The following is a 15,593-nucleotide window of genomic DNA, read 5'->3' as shown; positions in this document are numbered from 1 at the left end:
AAAAGGCCCCTTAGGGTTAGCCGGCCAGCGCTTGCAATTGCGCGGCGGTATCGGCGGCACCCATGGTCTGGGCAGCGGCTAGCGGCGTGGTACCTTGAGCATCGCGGTGCGCTGGATTGGCACCCTGACCCAACAGGTACTCGACGATCGCGGTGCGGTTGAACATGGCAGCCAGCATCAGGGCGGTGCGACCATCGGCGGACGTGCCATCGACCTGGGCGCCCTGCTCGACCAACAGTTCAATCATCGCCAGATTACCTTTGAACGCCGCCCCGGCGATAGGCAACTGGCCTTTGTCGTTGGCCATCTGCGGATCCGCGCCATGGGCCAGCAGCACCCGTACCGCGTCGAGATGCCCGTGGTAACTGGCAAGCATCAGCAAGGTATCGCCGTTGCCGTTGCGCAGATTGACCGGCAGTCCCTTGTCGAGCAAACGGCCAAGCATGTCGGCATCGCCATTGCGCGCCCGGTCGAAGACCTCCTCAGCAAAGGCTGCGGCTTCATCATCATTCATAGGCGTTGGGCTACGTTGGTCGGACATGGGGAACCTCCTGGCTGCCGGAAAAGCCCAAGTCTTTGTCAGTGAGCGCGCGGGGTCAACTGTGGATAAGTCATCGCCCCGACAGAGGAAATCTATTGGCTGGGCAAACCTGCAAAATGCACTGTGCAAATTGCACGACCATGCAGAATGCACGGTACCACTTACAAAAATTTATTCTAACTTATTGATTTTTAAGTATTTTAATTAAAAAAAAGACTGGCACGGTCGCTGCACCTATTACTCCATGTCTGCCACTAACAGTCAGGAGCTGATATGGACCTCATCCAGGAAAAATTCGCCTCGGTATTCTCTGCCTACGATGTCACCACTCAGGCGCGCCCCGACGGCGGCATTCTGCTGACCTTGCGCGCTGCCGATGGCGTGCAGACCAAGCGCTGCCTTTCTTATGCGCAACTGCACAGCGCCGAGCAGCTGTCCTGGGCGATCAGTGCGATTCGCCGTGACCTGGCTGAGCAAGCCAGCGAACTGCCGGTGATTTCGATGCTGCAGAGCCAGCAGCGGTTTGCCTTGCCGACCTATCGTTGAGACTAACGCCCCTGGTAGCCGCTGCCGTCAGGCCCAACGAGGTGTCCGAGTTGCGACTGCCCTGCAGTCGATGGCTGCCTCGTGCCTCGGCAGCGGCTACAGCGCGTGTTGCTGCGCTGTTTGTCAGTCGTCCAGCCGGGGAAAAGCCTCAGCGATCTGGTCGCCGGTGAAGCTGGCAACCTGATCAGGTGCCTGGTTGAACAACCGGATCGCGACGAAACGCGGCTCTTCGCCCATATCGAGCCAGTGTTTGGCCCCTGCCGGCACCACAATCAGATCGCCCTTCTCGCACAACACGGCGTAGAGATAATCCTCGATGTGCAGGGTAAACAACCCACGACCGGCTGCGAAGAAGCGCACCAGGTCTTCAGCACGGGTATGTTCATCGAGGAGGCCGGCTGCCGCTTCGTGGCACACATCAACTTGCTGATAACCACGCTCGGCCATCAATGCATCAATGCGCTGCTGGTAAGCGCCAATCACCTGCTCATCATTGGCGCCCGGCTGGATCGGCGCATCGGCTTGCCACCGTTCAAAGCGCACGCCCTGCTCAGCGAGGGTGGCGGTGATGTCCTCAAGGTGGGTCAGGACCTTGTTGGGAATATCAGGGGTGGACTGGTGGTAAACGGTCAGGCTGCTCATCAGCGGCAATTCCTATGGCTGGGCTTCTTTCATTCGGGTCGCAATGATAACGGCTGCAGCCAACGCTGCGACGCTGGCAATACTAAAGGTGGTAGTGGCGCCCAACAGGTTCCAGCTGTAGCCGGAATATAGTGCACCCAAGGCACCGCCAGTGCCGGCCAGAGCCGCATACAAGGCTTGGCCCTGACCTTGCTGGCGGGCAGCAAAACTGCGTTGTACAAAAGCGATGGCGGCGGCATGGAAGCTGCCGAACGTGGCGGCATGCAAGACCTGAGCGAACAACAGCACCCAAAGTTGGTCGGCAAAATTGCCGAGTAGCAGCCAGCGCAAGGCCGCCAAGGCGAAACTGGCCATCAGCACCCGGCGCAGCGAGACCCGTGCGAGGATCCAGCTCATGGCCAGGAACATCAACACTTCAGCAACCACGCCCAGCGCCCAAAGCATGCCGATCACTCCACGGCTATAGCCCAATTGCTCCAGGTGCAGCGTCAGAAAGGTGTAGTACGGCCCATGACTGAGCTGCATCAACGCCACACACACGTAGAACGCCGCCACGCCGGGACTGCTCAGTTGCTTGAGAAAACCACCGCCACTTCGCTCGTTCTGCCCGGGCGGCTGAGCGTTGGGGACCCAGAGGCTGGCCAGGACAATGCCCGCCATGATGATCACTAGCGCCATCGGGTAGACATCCAGACTTAGCCAGTCAAACAGCCGCCCCAGACCGACCACGGTGAGAATGAAACCAATCGAACCCCACAGGCGGATCTGGCTGTACCGGGCGGTCTGCCCCTGCAGGTGCGCCAGGGTAATCACCTCGAACTGTGGCAGCACGGCGTGCCAGAAGAACGCATGCAAGGCCATCACCAACGCCAGCCAGGCATAACTCTTGGCGTAAAAAATCAGTGAGAAACTCAACAGCGTCGACAGCGCCCCAAGGCGCACGATCAGCAGGCGCCGGCCACTGCGGTCACCGAGCCAGCCCCACAGATTGGGCGCGACGCAACGCATCAGCATGGGGATGGCGACCAACTCGCCAATGCGCGCGCTGGAAAAACCCAGGTGATGAAAATACAGCGCCAGGAAAGGCGCTGTAGCACCGAGCAAGGCGAAGTAGAACAGGTAAAAGCTGGACAACCGCCAGTAGGGAATCGGCGCCACGGCTCAATAGGCCGCGGCGCACATGCCAGGTGACGGCATTACAGCTGACCCAGCACCGGCGTGGTCACTCGAACATCGGCATTCTGGCCGCGATGACGCAACAGGTGATCCATCAGCACGATCGCCATCATCGCTTCGGCAATTGGCGTGGCACGGATACCCACGCACGGGTCGTGACGGCCCTTGGTGATCACCTCCACCGGGTTGCCATCGACATCGATCGAACGACCGGGGGTGGTGATGCTTGAGGTCGGCTTCAAGGCCAGGTGGGCGACAATCGGCTGACCGGAGGAAATCCCGCCGAGAATACCGCCAGCGTTGTTGCTGAGGAAACCTTGCGGCGTCATCTCGTCACGGTGCTCGGTGCCACGTTGCGCCACACTGGCGAAACCTGCACCGATCTCGACGCCCTTGACGGCGTTGATGCTCATCAAGGCATGGGCCAGTTCGGCATCCAGACGGTCGAAAATCGGCTCGCCCAGGCCAGGCATGACGCCTTCAGCAACCACTGTGATTTTCGCCCCGACCGAATCCTGATCGCGACGCAATTGGTCCATGTAGGCTTCCAGCTCCGGCACCTTGTCCGGGTCGGGGCTGAAGAACGCGTTCTGCTCAACCGAGTCCCAGGTTTTGAAGGGGATCTCGATGGGCCCAAGCTGGCTCATGTACCCACGAATGCGAATGCCCTGGCTGGCCAGGTATTTCTTGGCAATGGCACCTGCGGCCACGCGCATGGCGGTTTCCCGCGCCGAGCTGCGGCCACCGCCACGGTAGTCACGCTCACCGTACTTGTGGTGGTAGGTGTAGTCGGCGTGGGCCGGACGAAACAGGTCTTTGATTGCCGAGTAGTCCTTGGACTTCTGGTCGGTGTTGCGAATCAGCAGACCAATCGAACAACCGGTGGTGCGCCCTTCGAAAACGCCGGAGAGGATTTCGACTTCATCGGCTTCCTGGCGCTGCGTGGTGTGCCGGCTGGTGCCGGGCTTGCGCCGGTCAAGGTCGTGCTGCAAGTCAGCCAGGGAAATTTCCAGGCCCGGCGGACAGCCGTCGACAATGGCGACCAACGCCGGACCATGGCTTTCGCCAGCGGTGGTGACAGTGAACAGCTTGCCGTAGGTATTGCCGGACATGCAGGACGCTCCGCGAATCAGCCTGATTTGAACAAGGCCGCCAGTATACGCAGGCTAACCATTCAGTTCATCCCTGACAGCGAACCTTCTGCGCAGACCTCGGTCCAACTGCCATCTCCTCGATAGTGGCCTGATGATGTTGCGCGTCTTTGCAGTAATCGCTCTACTGTTCAGCGGCCTGGTCCAGGCCGCCGCCCCCACTGTGCTGCAACGGCCGATCAGCCTAGACACCGGCAGCGGTATGCTCTACGGCAGTTTGCTGTTGCCGCGCACCGAGCAGCCACCGCCGGTGGTGCTGATCATCCCCGGTTCAGGTCCGACCGACCGCAACGGCAACAGCCCGGACGGTGCCCACACCGACAACCTCCGGCAGTTGGCGCTGGTGCTGGCCAAGAACCGCATCGCCAGCGTACGTTTCGATAAGCGCGGCGTGGCCGCCAGCCGAGCGGCGACCCCGGACGAACGCGACCTGACGGTGGAGCGTTACGTCGCCGATGCCGTGGCCTGGAGTCAAGCACTCAAGGCTGACCCGCGTTTCGGTCCATTGATCCTGCTGGGACACAGTGAAGGCGCGTTGATTGCCAGCCTGGCTGCACCAGACAGTGGCGCCAGCGCGGTGATCAGCGTGGCCGGTAGCGGACGGCCGATTGATGAGGTGTTTCGTGCGCAACTGGCCGGACAAGTCCCGTCGCGCTACAAACAACGTGTCCTGCACATACTGGACAACCTCAAAGCCGGACGTATGGCTGTCGATATTCCCGGTCCGTTACAGGACGTGTTTCGCCCGTCAGTCCAGCCTTACCTGATTTCATTACTGCGCCAGGACCCGGCGGCAGCGTTTGCCAAGGTAAAAGTACCGGCACTGATTATCCAGGGCACCCACGATATACAAGTGGATGTCAGTAACGCCCAACGACTTAAAGCGGCCAAGCCCGATGCTGAACTGGCTCTGATCCAGGGCATGAACCATATGCTCAGAATTGCCCCGCAAGCCGCCAGTGAACAGCGTGACAGCTACCTCAACCCAAAATTGCCGCAAGCCAGCGAATTAGGCACCCAGGTCGTCGACTTTATCCACAGGCTGCCGGCTGCTTGAGCGAATTTCAGCGAAATTCGGCCTCCAGTACCGGTCGATTCTGCCGATAAGCCGGTGCTGGCATCGTGATTGTGTCCAGCTTGCTGTGCACAAGAGGATTGCCGTGATGACTGAAGCCGCCCCCCAGGAAGCCCCCGAAGCCCCAGAGGCCGCGCCGGAACCCGCCCCACTGCCTTGGGCCGAGGTTGCTCCGGAACATTTTCAGATGCTGCGCCTGACGCCGCTGCCAACTGACCGCATCAGCGGCGCACGACCGCTGCGCTTCGTTCAGTACGGGTTTGCCGAGCGCCACAACAAAGACACCAGCCTGTTGCGCATGGCCATCCAACTGCCTGGGCAGAAAGTGCGCAAGGAACAGAATCACCTGGACATCTGGGTTGACCATCAGGAAAAGCGCGTGCGCATCGGCCCCGACAGCGGCCTGCAGATCGAACCCTTGAGCCGTGGCCTGGGGCGTTTCTTGCTGGCCCAGGCGGTGAGCTGGGCCCAGCGCAAGTGGTCGCACTACCGCGTTGAAGGTGCCGCCCTGGCCAGCAAGGACGCGCTCAACGAAGACACCCGCCTACGCCGCGACCATCTGTTGCGCAGCCATGGTCTGGAAGTGGAATACGCCGATGCCCAGCACCTCAAGGGGCGCTATATCGACGTACAGGTCGGTGAGCTCAAGGGTGGCTGGAATACTGACAAGGTGCAGCGCGTGGAGATTCTCGATGCTGCGCAGATGCTCCAGCAGGCCGAACAGCATTTGCAGGAAAAGGAAGCGCAACTGCGCGAACGTGATGAACGGGTCAACAAGTACCGCCGCGAGGACAGCGGCCTGCGCTTTACCATCACTTGCCTGGTGGCCTTTGCGGTGTTCCAGGCCGGCTTGCTGATCTGGATTGCCACGCACCGCTGAAATCCATCGCCGGCACGACCGGCCCCCACAGGGTCTGTGGCTGCCCCTCAAAAATTGGATGGAGGCAACCCAGGCCTATTGTGGGAGCCGGCCTTGCCGGCGATGAAGCCACTGCAGATCTGACGCCTTACACCTTCGAAGCAAACAGCGCCTGATGCTGGCGGCACTGCTCAGCCGTCAACATGAACACCCCGTGCCCACCCCGCTCGAAATCGAGCCAGGCAAAGTCCACCTCTGGGTACAGCGCCTCGACGTGCACCTGGCTGTTGCCAACCTCGACAATCAACAAGCCTTTCTCGGTCAGATGCTCCGCTGCTTCGGCCAGCATGCGCCGCACCAGGTCCAGGCCATCGTTGCCACAGGCCAGCCCCAGCTCCGGCTCGTGATGGTATTCATCCGGCATGTCGGCGAAATCCTCGGCATCGACATACGGCGGGTTGGACAGGATCAGGTCGAAACGCTGTCCCGGCAAACCGTCGAAGCCATCGCCCTGGACGGTGTAGACACGCTCTTCCAGGCCATGGCGTTCGATGTTCTGATTGGCCACCTCCAGCGCTTCGAAGGACAGGTCAGCCAGTACCACTTCGGCGTCAGGGAACACTTCGGCACTGACGATGCCAATGCAGCCGGAACCGGTGCACAGGTCGAGAATGCGGGCAGGCTCAGCAGCGAGCCACGGCTCGAAACGCTTTTCGATCAATTGGCCAATGGGCGAACGTGGAATCAGCACGCGCTCGTCGACAATGAAGGACAAGCCACAGAACCACGCCTCACCCAACAGGTAGGCGGTAGGCACGCGGTCTTCGATGCGGCGTTTGAGCAGGCGCTGCAGGTGCACCAGTTCATCGTCTTCCAGCTGGCAATCCAGATAGCTGTCGGCAACCTCCCAAGGCAGGTGGACCGAACCCAGCACCAGCAGCCGGGCTTCATCCCAGGCGTTGTCGGCGCCGTGTCCGAAAAACAGGCCATGCTCATGGAAACGGCTGACGGCCCAACGGATATGATCGCGCAGGGTGCGCAAGCGAGAAGTGATCACAACAGACTCCTTGAAAGACGACCTGCAATTCTAACAGCCCAACCACAGAAAAGGTCGGTGGAAATGGCCTGTAAGCATTTCACCGACATGGCTGCAGGCCACTAACGACGCTGCTTGTACGCGAAGCGATTCACATAAGTGCTCAGGCAGGGGACAATAGGTGAAAAGCCCCATCCAAAGGAGCCCTTGATGTCTGTTCCAATGACGATGTTCCACCTCAGCGGCCGTGGCTATCCACCGGCCAAGCTGAACAACGCCAGCCTGGTCATTATCGACGCGCAAAAGGAGTACCTCAGTGGTCCTCTGGGCCTGTCGGGCATGGACGAAGCTGTGATGAACATCGCTAAAATGCTCGAGGCAGCCCGCAAGGCCGGTCGCCCGATCATCCACGTGCGCCATCTGGGCACCGTCGGTGGCATGTTCGATCCTCAGGGACCACGCGGTGAATTCATCCCTGGCCTTGAGCCACAGGGCGATGAAGTAATCATCGAAAAGCGCATGCCCAACGCCTTCAAGAACACCACCCTGCATGAAACCCTGCAGAAATACGGGCACCTGGACCTGATCGTCTGCGGGTTCATGAGCCATTCCAGCGTCAGCACCACCGTGCGCCGTGCCAAGGACTATGGTTATCGTTGCACTCTGATCGAGGATGCCTGCGCTACCCGCGACCTGCCGTTCAAAGACGGGGTGATTCCGGCTGCGCAAATCCAACAAAGTGAAATGGCGATCATGGCTGACAACTTTGCCTGCGTGGCACCGACCAGCAGCCTGATCTGATAAGCCTTCCGACGGGCTGGTGGAACCAGCGGGCGGCGCATCAGTCCAACGGCGGATATCCATAGAGGAATCGGCATGAAGTTGAAGGACGGTTTTGATGCCAAGCGCTTGCGCCAGCGTCAGCCACGCAACTGGGGCGCACGCCTGGCCGCAGCTTTTTCGGCGCTACTGGCAACCGTAGGGGTTTTGCTGGCCATGGCAGGTGCTGCCAGCCTGTTCGGCAACCTCGAAGCCCTGGCTGAGCTCAATGCCAACCGGGGGGGTGCTGCGGTGATACTCGCCGGTGGCCTGGTGGTGCTGTACCTGGGCATCTGGTTCTGGCGCCGCAGTCGCTTGCGTCTGCGCCGCAGCCGCGAGCTGAACCTGTCACCGCATCTGATGAAAAAACACGATTGACTGCAACCTGCGCAGGAGTCGCGTAAACTTCGCCGCCCAGGCGGAGGCTTACATGCAAGACGACGATTTTTCCCTGTTCAAAAGCGAGATGCGCGGCGTCAAACCGATCACGCATGATCGCGCCGAGGTCGGCAAGCCCAAGACCGACCGCAAGCAGCTGGCCGGCCTGCGTCAGGCCGCTACAGTGCGTAGCGACCAGACAGTGGTTGATGGTTTGTCGGACCAGTTTGTCATCGATGTCGGCCCTGAGGACGACCTGCACTGGAGCCGTGACGGCGTCCAGGAAAGCCAGATGCGCAAGCTCAAACTTGGCCAGATTGGCTTCGAAGGCAGCCTCGACCTGCATGGCATGACCGTGGAAAAAGCCCGTGAAACCCTGTGGGCGTTTCTCGCCGAGGCCACCCGCTTCGAAGTCCGCTGCGTGCGTGTCACCCATGGCAAGGCGGTGCGCCTGGATGGCAAGAAGCCAATGATCAAGAGCCACGTCAACACCTGGCTGCGTCAACACCCCCAAGTGCTGGGGTTTACCTCGTGTCAGGCCCGTCATGGCGGGACCGGCGCGGTGTATGTAATGCTCAAACGAACCATGCTCGAAGGCCGTGACGAGTAACGCCGTACTTGCAGCGCCGCCGCCGCCGCCGTACCCTTCGCGTTTGCGATAATTCCCCACAGGTAGATCCATGTCCCTGGAACAGAACTACACCGCTATCCTCGGCCAGCTCGGCGAGGACGTCTCCCGCGAGGGCCTGCTCGACACGCCCAAGCGGGCTGCGAAGGCCATGCAGTACCTTTGCCGCGGTTATGAACAAACCCTGGAAGAAGTGACCAACGGCGCGCTGTTCAGCTCCGATAACAGTGAAATGGTCCTGGTCAAGGACATCGAGCTGTACTCGCTGTGCGAACACCATATGCTGCCATTCATCGGCAAGGCCCATGTGGCCTACATTCCCGATGGCAAGGTCTTGGGCTTGTCCAAGGTTGCACGGATCGTCGACATGTACGCACGTCGCCTGCAGATCCAGGAAAACCTCAGCCGTCAGGTGGCCGAGGCAATCCAGAAGGTCACCGGCGCCCTGGGCGTTGCGGTGGTCATCGAAGCCAAGCACATGTGCATGATGATGCGCGGTGTGGAAAAACAGAACTCGACCATGATTACTTCGGTGATGCTCGGCGAGTTCCGCGATAATGCCGCGACCCGCAGCGAGTTTCTCAGCCTGATCAAGTAATCGGGTGCGTCTGCAAGCCGATCCTCAGGGGTCGGCTTTTTTCATTCTGAGGAGTTGTCATGATCGTCAAAGCACTGCGTGTCGGCCTCGGCCAATTGATCGTATTCGGCGACTGGGTCAGCCGCCCGGCCAAGCTCAAGCGCGACCCGGCAGCTCAAGCCCTGGTCGAACAACAGGCCAAGGGCCTGCGCCTGTATCAGTTTCACGCCTGCCCGTTCTGCGTGAAAACCCGCCGCACCCTGCACCGCCTGAACGTGCCGGTAGCCCTGCACGATGCGAAGAACAACGAACAGGATCGGCAGACCCTGCTCAATGAAGGCGGCAAGATCAAAGTGCCGTGCCTGCGCATCGAAGAAGAGGGTAAGACCATCTGGATGTATGAATCCAAAATGATCATCGAGTATCTCAACAAGCGCTTCTCAGCGGCCTGAGACCTCACCCCAGCGACACAGTGCTTTTGTGGGAGCCAGCCTTGCTGGCGATGGGATCCGCGGAGCCTGCATCGCTGGCAAGGCCAGCGCCCACAACGTCAGCACCATTCAAGGCTAGCCAAGCATCGTCACATGACGGGGATGGCTCTCTACACGTTCCAGCCAGGCCTGAATACCCGGATAGGCGTCGAGGTCAAAGCCCCCCTGATGGGCCACATGGGTATAGGCATACAACGCGACGTCGGCAATCGAATAGCGGTCGCCGACCAGGTACGGCGTCAGTTGCAGCTGCTTCTCCATGACCCGCAAGGCCTTGTAACCGCCTTTGTGCAGGGTTTTGTATTCTTCCAGGCGGTCTTGCGGCAGCCCGAGGTAAAACTGGATGAAGCGCGCCACGGCGATGTATGGCTCATGGCTATACTGCTCGAAGAACTGCCACTGCAGCACCTGGGTACGCAAACGCGGCTCGGTGGGCAGGTACTCGGTGCCATCAGCAAGAAAGTTGAGGATCGCGTTGGACTCCCACAGGTAAGTGCCATCTTCCAGCACCAGCACCGGCACTTTGCCGTTGGGGTTCATTTCCAGAAACGCCGGGGTTTCTGTTTCACCCTTAAGGATATCCACCGAGTGCCACTCATACGGCAGATCAAGCAAGTGCAGCATCAGCTTGATCTTGTAGCAGTTGCCCGACTGGTAATCACCGTAAACCTTGTACATCACTCCCCCCGTTCGATGGCTGGTCCTGCTCACCGCCCATAGTTGGCGACTGTACGGCTAAATGCAATGCCTGCTGTATGACAAGCATCAGCTGCTTGCGCGTTAGCCTGCAAAATCTGCTTACACCTAGCCCAAGGATTGCCCCATGCCCGATACCACGTCTGCGCAATTGCGCCCGTTGGCTGACTCCTCACCCTCGGCCGTGGTCGCCGGTTTTATCGCCATGCTGACCGGCTACACCAGTTCGCTGGTGCTGATGTTCCAGGCTGGCCAGGCTGCCGGTTTGACCAGCGCGCAGATTTCATCATGGATCTGGGCCCTGTCGATCGGCATGGCCGTGTGCAGCATCGGCCTATCGCTGCGCTATCGCACACCGGTGACCATCGCCTGGTCGACACCCGGCGCTGCACTGCTGATCACCAGCCTTGGCGGCGTGAGCTACGGCGAAGCGATCGGCGCTTACATTACCTGCGCCGTACTGGTACTGATCTGCGGACTGACCGGCAGTTTCGAGCGCCTGGTCAAACGCATCCCCGCGTCGCTGGCCGCGGCGTTGCTGGCCGGTATCCTGTTCAAGATCGGCAGCGAAATTTTCATCGCCGCCCAACACCGCACGACGCTGGTGTTGGGGATGTTCTTCAGTTACCTGATCATCAAGCGCTTGTCGCCGCGTTATGCAGTGCTTGCCGCCTTGCTGGTGGGTACCGGGTTGTCTGGCGCCATGGGGCTACTGGATTTCAGCGGTTTCAGCCTGGAAGTGGCAACGCCGGTATGGACGACGCCGAGCTTTTCCCTGGCGGCGACCATCAGTATCGGTATTCCTCTGTTCGTGGTGGCCATGACGTCACAGAACATGCCTGGCGTTGCCGTGCTGCGCGCCGACGGTTACCAGGTCCCCGCCTCGCCGCTGATCTCGGTGACAGGCCTGGCCTCGCTGGTGCTGGCGCCCTTCGGTTCGCACGGCATCAACCTGGCCGCCATCAGCGCTGCCATCTGCACCGGCCCGCACGCCCATGAAGACCCGAACAAACGCTACACCGCTGCGGTCTGGTGCGGGGTGTTCTATGGCATCGCCGGGGTGTTCGGTGCCACCTTGGCCGCCTTGTTCGCCGCACTGCCTAAAGAGTTGGTGCTGTCGATTGCGGCCCTGGCGCTGTTCGGCTCGATCATGAACGGCCTGACAGTGGCCATGAACGAAGCCAAGGAGCGTGAAGCGGCGCTGATTACCTTTATGGTGACCGCTTCGGGCTTTACCTTGTTCTCGATTGGTTCGGCGTTCTGGGGGATCGTCGCTGGGGTGCTGACGTTGATGATCCTCAACTGGCGCAAGGCCGTGTAAATCTTGAAGCAGCTATCTTATGCAGGTTTTGTGGGAGCTGGCCTTGCCAGCGATGCAGGCGCCGTGCAATAGCCGGCAGCGCGCCGATCCAATCGCCAGCAAGGCTAGCTCCCACAGAAAAATAGCAATCACAGAGGCCTTTGGACAAACTCGCGGCTACAGCCTGAAATGCCCAACCATACCTTTGAGGTCTCGGCCCAACTGCGCCAGCTCGACACTTGAGCTGGCATTACCGTGCATGGCTAGCGCCGATTGATCGGCACTGCTGCGGATCTGGGTGACGCTGCGGTTGATTTCCTCGGCCACTGAGCTTTGCTGTTCAGCGGCAGCGGCAATCTGTTGGTTCATCTGCTGGATCAACGACACCGCTGCGGCAATGCTGCCCAAAGCGCTTTCCGCGTGCAGGGCATCGGCCACCGCCAGTTTGACCAGTTCACTGCTGCCCTGAATCTGCGCCACCGACGCCTGGGCACTGCTGCGCAAGCTGCTCACCAAACGCTCGATCTCTTCAGTTGACTGCCGGGTTCGCCGCGCCAGCGCGCGAACTTCATCAGCCACCACGGCAAAGCCGCGCCCCTGTTCACCCGCGCGCGCCGCTTCGATGGCAGCGTTGAGCGCGAGCAAATTGGTTTGTTCTGCGACACTTTTGATCACGTCCAGCACACTACCAATGCTCTGGATTTCAGCACTGAGATTTTCAATTCCCTGGCTGGCTGAATCGGCGGCACTCGCCAATTGCTCGATCCGTTGCATGCTCTGGCGCACCACCTGCTGGCCACTGCCGACCTTGTCGTCTGCCGCCTGAGCCGCTTGGGCTGCTTCTTCTGCATTGCGTGCGACATCATGGACAGTGGCCGTCATCTGCTGCATGGCGGTGGCCACTTGCTCGGTTTCCTCCTTCTGGCTGCTGACCTCACGGGTGGTCTGTTCAGTCACCGCCGACAGCGACTGGGCATTATTAGCCAACTGTTCTATGCCCTTCTGCAAGCCACTGACAATACTGCTCAAGCCTGACCCCATCTGCTGCATGGCGAGCATGAGTTGCCCCACTTCGTCACCTCGATCAACAGTGATGTCAGCGCTCAAGTCGCCCGCAGCAATCTGCTCGGCACGCCCGATCACCTGACGCAGCGGCCCAACGACCGCGCGGGTGATCAACCAGGCCGCCAGCACGCCAACCAACAGTGCCAACAACGACGCCAACAGAATCGATACCGTGTTGCCCTGAAGTTCGGCCTGCATGGCCTGGTCTTCAGCAACATAGGCGTGATCGACCTGCGCACTCACCTGCTCGGCGCGTTGTTGCAACTGCTGTTTGAGCTGCTGCTCGCGCCCCAGCAGGTCGGTGTATTCGCCAAGTTTTTCAGTGAAGCCGGCGATATGGCCACTGACTTCATTGAGCACCGTCTGATAACCGGCATCACTGACGCGAGTCTTGAGCTGTTCGACCTGAGCCGCGGCCTGGTCGGCCTGCTCGATTCGGCCCTGACGAGCCTCTTCAGAGCCTTTGCGCGCCTGCTCCAGACGCAGGCGCGCCTCATCCATGGCCTGGAGCATCAGCCTCGCGACCTGGGCGACCTGCCCAGCCTGCTCGACAAACTCGGCACCTTGCTGGCCCTGACTATCTTTGAGGGTGTAGGTGCCATCATCGGCAAGCCCTGCCTGCAGCACGTCGAGGTTATTGGCAACGCTCGACACCGACCAACTGGCCATGTCCAGCGCCAGCTCTTTGGACTGGGTCAGTTCAACGAACTGATCGAAGGCCTGACGGTAATCATTCAGCGCCGGCTCCACACCGCTGCCGCGTAATTGCGCTAAGCCTTGTGCCTGTACCAGCAACTCGTCCACCCCTTGATGCACGGCGTCGATAGCCTTGGGGTCGGACCGCAGGGTGAATGCCTGTTCCTGTAAGCGCAGCTTGAGGACTTCGGCATTGAGCGCCGTCATCTGCTTGAGCGCCTCAAATCGCTGACCGACGCTGTGCAAGGCGGCAACACCACACATCGCCACCACAGCGGTCAGCAGCAAGACCAGGGCAAAACCCAGGCCCAACTTGCGCGCCATGTTCAGGTTGGCCAAAAAACCACGCTTGAGCGAATGCATCGCACCTCCCCCACTGCCCCGGCAAAGACTCAAGAGTGAAGAGTGGCTATGGCGCCGGTGCTGGCACAAGAGGCAGGCATCGCATTAGTAGCAAATGGCTACCTAGGCGTCGCTTTCAGGACGACGGAGGTCGCCTTGTGCGCTGCAAGAACGCCTGTGCACGCTGGTCCTGAAGGTAAGCGACGTTGATGCGCAACCAGTCACTGGCAGCGCCTTGCGGATCAAAAGCGCTGCCTGACGCCAGCAATACCGAACAGGCCATTGCTTGACGGTTGAGCGCGGCAAAATCCCAACCTGGGCAACGTGCCCAGACAAACATCCCGCCATAAGGCTCAGTGAACACCTGCCAACCACTGGCCTCCAGTTGCCCTAACGCCTTGGCCATATGTTGCGCCAGGCGTGGACGCAAGCGCGCCACGCTTTTGCGGTAACTGCCACTGGCGAGCATCTGTGCCACCACCTGCTCGGTGAAGCGGGAAGTCCCCAGCCCCGAGACCATCTTCAGCTCAGCCAGACGGGTGATCAGCGCCGGTGCTGCCACCAGGTAACCGCTGCGCAACGAACCGCTCAGGGTCTTGGAAAAACTGGCGAGGTATATCACCCGCTGCTCGGCGTCGAGGGTGGCCAGGCGGGTCACCGCACCGTCCTGGAAGTCGGCGTAGATATCGTCTTCGATGATCTGCACATCATGCTCACGGGCAAGTTCCAACAAGCGATACGCCACTTTCGGTGTCAGGCTGCTGCCGGTGGGGTTGTGATACAGGCTGTTGATGTACAGACAGCGCGGACGATGGCGCTTGAGCAGCGTTTCCACCACTTCCACGTCCGGGCCGCTGGCGGTGCGCGGCATCCGCAGCATCTCGACCTGATGGTGACGCAGCAGGTTGTACAGGTTGTAGTACCCAGGGCTTTCCACCAGCACCTTGTCGCCCGGCTTGAGCAAAGTGCGGACCAGCAGGTCGAGGCCATGACTGGCACCTTGGGTGGTGAGAATCTGCTGCGGGCTGACCTGAATACCGATCTGCCCCAAGCCCTTGTGCAATTGACTGCGCAAGCGGGCCAACCCCAAGGGCGGACAATAATCGAGCAAATCTTCAAGCGGCCCGCGGCTGACCTGGCGCACCGCCTGGGCAATCGCCTCACTGGCGCGCCAACTGGAAGGCAGCCAGCCGCAGCACAGATTGAGCAGCTCCGCCGGGTTGTCGCTGAACTGTTGCCAGCGATTGCTGAGGGTTTCATCGGGCAATGGCAGGTCGCGCAGCGGTTCGCTGAGCCGCTGCTCGGCGACAAAAAAACCGGCGCCATGGCGCGCCTCCAGCACACCCTTGGCCACCAGGCGATCATAGGCCTCGATCACACAGGATTGACTGACACCCTGCTCGCGCGCCAGTTGCCGGATCGAGAGCAAGCGGCTGCCTGGGCGCAGGCGCTGGTGGTCAATCCAGGCCTGCAACTGATCGGCGACCTGTTGCACCAACGGCGTGGAAGATTGGCGGTCGAGTGTCAGCTTCATGGGCAAAGTGTTCGTTGATTTTGTTCAAACAGTTAATCACA

At 60.4% G+C, this 15,593-nt stretch carries 16 protein-coding genes and 2 pseudogenes; 9 read left to right on the top strand and 9 right to left on the bottom strand.

Going from position 1 to position 15,593, the window contains the following annotated elements; translation table 11 throughout:
* Positions 1–16: 16 nt before the first annotated feature.
* Complete coding sequence (locus CX511_RS07670; RefSeq protein WP_045187005.1) at positions 17–541, bottom strand: ankyrin repeat domain-containing protein; 525 nt, start codon at positions 539–541, stop codon at positions 17–19.
* Positions 542–814: 273 nt separating this feature from the next.
* On the opposite strand from CX511_RS07670, the gene CX511_RS07665 reads away from it, so the two are divergent.
* Positions 815–1,087: a DUF3509 domain-containing protein gene (locus CX511_RS07665; RefSeq protein ID WP_045187002.1), complete on the top strand. Its 273-nt coding sequence runs from the start codon at positions 815–817 to the stop codon at positions 1,085–1,087.
* Between the two features lie 123 nt (positions 1,088–1,210).
* On the opposite strand, the gene CX511_RS07660 is transcribed toward CX511_RS07665, so the two are convergent.
* Genes CX511_RS07660 through aroC form a run of 3 tightly spaced genes read right to left on the bottom strand, consistent with a single transcriptional unit; the run spans position 1,211 to position 4,017 of the window.
* Positions 1,211–1,729, bottom strand: coding sequence for a 1,2-dihydroxy-3-keto-5-methylthiopentene dioxygenase (locus tag CX511_RS07660; protein WP_101293025.1), 519 nt, complete (start codon positions 1,727–1,729; stop codon positions 1,211–1,213).
* A gap of 12 nt (positions 1,730–1,741) precedes the next feature.
* The gene (locus CX511_RS07655) at positions 1,742–2,887 is read right to left on the bottom strand and encodes an MFS transporter (protein WP_101293026.1); all 1,146 of its coding nucleotides are present in this window, start codon (positions 2,885–2,887) and stop codon (positions 1,742–1,744) included.
* A 38-nt stretch (positions 2,888–2,925) separates the two neighbouring features.
* Complete coding sequence (gene aroC / locus CX511_RS07650) at positions 2,926–4,017, bottom strand: chorismate synthase (RefSeq protein ID WP_045186989.1); 1,092 nt, start codon at positions 4,015–4,017, stop codon at positions 2,926–2,928.
* A gap of 133 nt (positions 4,018–4,150) precedes the next feature.
* On the opposite strand from aroC, the gene CX511_RS07645 reads away from it, so the two are divergent.
* Together CX511_RS07645 and CX511_RS07640 are read left to right on the top strand one after the other, a co-directional pair.
* On the top strand, positions 4,151–5,113 hold the full coding sequence (locus tag CX511_RS07645) for an alpha/beta hydrolase (RefSeq protein ID WP_045186987.1): 963 nt from the start codon (positions 4,151–4,153) through the stop codon (positions 5,111–5,113).
* Between the two features lie 106 nt (positions 5,114–5,219).
* Positions 5,220–6,011 (top strand): hypothetical protein, encoded by a 792-nt coding sequence (locus CX511_RS07640; protein WP_045186984.1) that lies wholly within the window; start codon positions 5,220–5,222, stop codon positions 6,009–6,011.
* Positions 6,012–6,138: 127 nt separating this feature from the next.
* Here the strand turns inward: CX511_RS07640 and prmB are convergent, their stop codons facing one another.
* Positions 6,139–7,047: a 50S ribosomal protein L3 N(5)-glutamine methyltransferase gene (gene prmB / locus CX511_RS07635; RefSeq protein ID WP_045186981.1), complete on the bottom strand. Its 909-nt coding sequence runs from the start codon at positions 7,045–7,047 to the stop codon at positions 6,139–6,141.
* Between the two features lie 189 nt (positions 7,048–7,236).
* On the opposite strand from prmB, the gene CX511_RS07630 reads away from it, so the two are divergent.
* From CX511_RS07630 to CX511_RS07610, 5 genes are all read left to right on the top strand, one after another.
* A complete protein-coding gene (locus CX511_RS07630) occupies positions 7,237–7,827 on the top strand; it encodes a cysteine hydrolase family protein (RefSeq protein WP_101293027.1) in 591 nt (196 codons plus the stop codon).
* A 75-nt stretch (positions 7,828–7,902) separates the two neighbouring features.
* Entirely contained in the window at positions 7,903–8,223 is a 321-nt protein-coding gene (locus CX511_RS07625; protein WP_045186976.1) for a hypothetical protein, read from the top strand.
* Positions 8,224–8,275: 52 nt separating this feature from the next.
* Positions 8,276–8,833, top strand: coding sequence for a Smr/MutS family protein (locus CX511_RS07620; RefSeq protein WP_101293028.1), 558 nt, complete (start codon positions 8,276–8,278; stop codon positions 8,831–8,833).
* A 70-nt stretch (positions 8,834–8,903) separates the two neighbouring features.
* The gene (folE, locus tag CX511_RS07615; protein WP_045186971.1) at positions 8,904–9,449 is read left to right on the top strand and encodes a GTP cyclohydrolase I FolE; all 546 of its coding nucleotides are present in this window, start codon (positions 8,904–8,906) and stop codon (positions 9,447–9,449) included.
* Between the two features lie 59 nt (positions 9,450–9,508).
* The gene (locus CX511_RS07610) at positions 9,509–9,880 is read left to right on the top strand and encodes a glutathione S-transferase N-terminal domain-containing protein (protein WP_101293029.1); all 372 of its coding nucleotides are present in this window, start codon (positions 9,509–9,511) and stop codon (positions 9,878–9,880) included.
* Positions 9,881–9,994: 114 nt separating this feature from the next.
* Here the strand turns inward: CX511_RS07610 and CX511_RS07605 are convergent, their stop codons facing one another.
* Positions 9,995–10,597 carry a glutathione S-transferase family protein gene (locus CX511_RS07605; RefSeq protein WP_045186968.1) on the bottom strand — a complete coding sequence of 201 codons (603 nt, stop codon included), beginning with the start codon at positions 10,595–10,597 and terminating at the stop codon, positions 9,995–9,997.
* A 145-nt stretch (positions 10,598–10,742) separates the two neighbouring features.
* On the opposite strand from CX511_RS07605, the gene CX511_RS07600 reads away from it, so the two are divergent.
* Positions 10,743–11,936, top strand: coding sequence for a benzoate/H(+) symporter BenE family transporter (locus CX511_RS07600; RefSeq protein ID WP_045186966.1), 1,194 nt, complete (start codon positions 10,743–10,745; stop codon positions 11,934–11,936).
* A 156-nt stretch (positions 11,937–12,092) separates the two neighbouring features.
* Here CX511_RS07600 and CX511_RS25575 read toward each other — a convergent pair.
* The 3 genes and pseudogenes from CX511_RS25575 to CX511_RS07590 form a co-directional block, all read right to left on the bottom strand.
* A pseudogene (locus CX511_RS25575) lies at positions 12,093–12,689 on the bottom strand (methyl-accepting chemotaxis protein); the annotation flags it as partial.
* A 267-nt stretch (positions 12,690–12,956) separates the two neighbouring features.
* A pseudogene (locus CX511_RS25570) lies at positions 12,957–13,178 on the bottom strand (HAMP domain-containing protein); the annotation flags it as partial.
* Positions 13,179–14,154: 976 nt separating this feature from the next.
* Entirely contained in the window at positions 14,155–15,552 is a 1,398-nt protein-coding gene (locus CX511_RS07590; RefSeq protein ID WP_101293031.1) for an aminotransferase-like domain-containing protein, read from the bottom strand.
* Between the last annotated feature and the right edge of the window lie 41 nt (positions 15,553–15,593).

The sequence above is a fragment of the Pseudomonas sp. S06B 330 genome (assembly GCF_002845275.2).
Taxonomy (GTDB): Bacteria; Pseudomonadota; Gammaproteobacteria; order Pseudomonadales; family Pseudomonadaceae; genus Aquipseudomonas.
Note: the sequence above shows the minus strand (reverse complement) of the source record. Positions and strands in the feature narration are given on the sequence as shown.

What these genes read in the sequence shown, in the direction of transcription:
- CX511_RS07670 (WP_045187005.1), bottom strand. Translation starts at nt 541, where the DNA reads ATGTCCGACCAACGTAGCCCAACGCCTATGAATGATGATGAAGCCGCA.
- CX511_RS07665 (WP_045187002.1), top strand. Translation starts at nt 815, where the DNA reads ATGGACCTCATCCAGGAAAAATTCGCCTCGGTATTCTCTGCCTACGAT.
- CX511_RS07660 (WP_101293025.1), bottom strand. Translation starts at nt 1,729, where the DNA reads ATGAGCAGCCTGACCGTTTACCACCAGTCCACCCCTGATATTCCCAAC.
- aroC (WP_045186989.1), bottom strand. Translation starts at nt 4,017, where the DNA reads ATGTCCGGCAATACCTACGGCAAGCTGTTCACTGTCACCACCGCTGGC.
- CX511_RS07645 (WP_045186987.1), top strand. Translation starts at nt 4,151, where the DNA reads ATGATGTTGCGCGTCTTTGCAGTAATCGCTCTACTGTTCAGCGGCCTG.
- CX511_RS07640 (WP_045186984.1), top strand. Translation starts at nt 5,220, where the DNA reads ATGACTGAAGCCGCCCCCCAGGAAGCCCCCGAAGCCCCAGAGGCCGCG.
- CX511_RS07630 (WP_101293027.1), top strand. Translation starts at nt 7,237, where the DNA reads ATGTCTGTTCCAATGACGATGTTCCACCTCAGCGGCCGTGGCTATCCA.
- CX511_RS07625 (WP_045186976.1), top strand. Translation starts at nt 7,903, where the DNA reads ATGAAGTTGAAGGACGGTTTTGATGCCAAGCGCTTGCGCCAGCGTCAG.
- CX511_RS07620 (WP_101293028.1), top strand. Translation starts at nt 8,276, where the DNA reads ATGCAAGACGACGATTTTTCCCTGTTCAAAAGCGAGATGCGCGGCGTC.
- folE (WP_045186971.1), top strand. Translation starts at nt 8,904, where the DNA reads ATGTCCCTGGAACAGAACTACACCGCTATCCTCGGCCAGCTCGGCGAG.
- CX511_RS07610 (WP_101293029.1), top strand. Translation starts at nt 9,509, where the DNA reads ATGATCGTCAAAGCACTGCGTGTCGGCCTCGGCCAATTGATCGTATTC.
- CX511_RS07605 (WP_045186968.1), bottom strand. Translation starts at nt 10,597, where the DNA reads ATGTACAAGGTTTACGGTGATTACCAGTCGGGCAACTGCTACAAGATC.
- CX511_RS07600 (WP_045186966.1), top strand. Translation starts at nt 10,743, where the DNA reads ATGCCCGATACCACGTCTGCGCAATTGCGCCCGTTGGCTGACTCCTCA.
- CX511_RS07590 (WP_101293031.1), bottom strand. Translation starts at nt 15,552, where the DNA reads ATGAAGCTGACACTCGACCGCCAATCTTCCACGCCGTTGGTGCAACAG.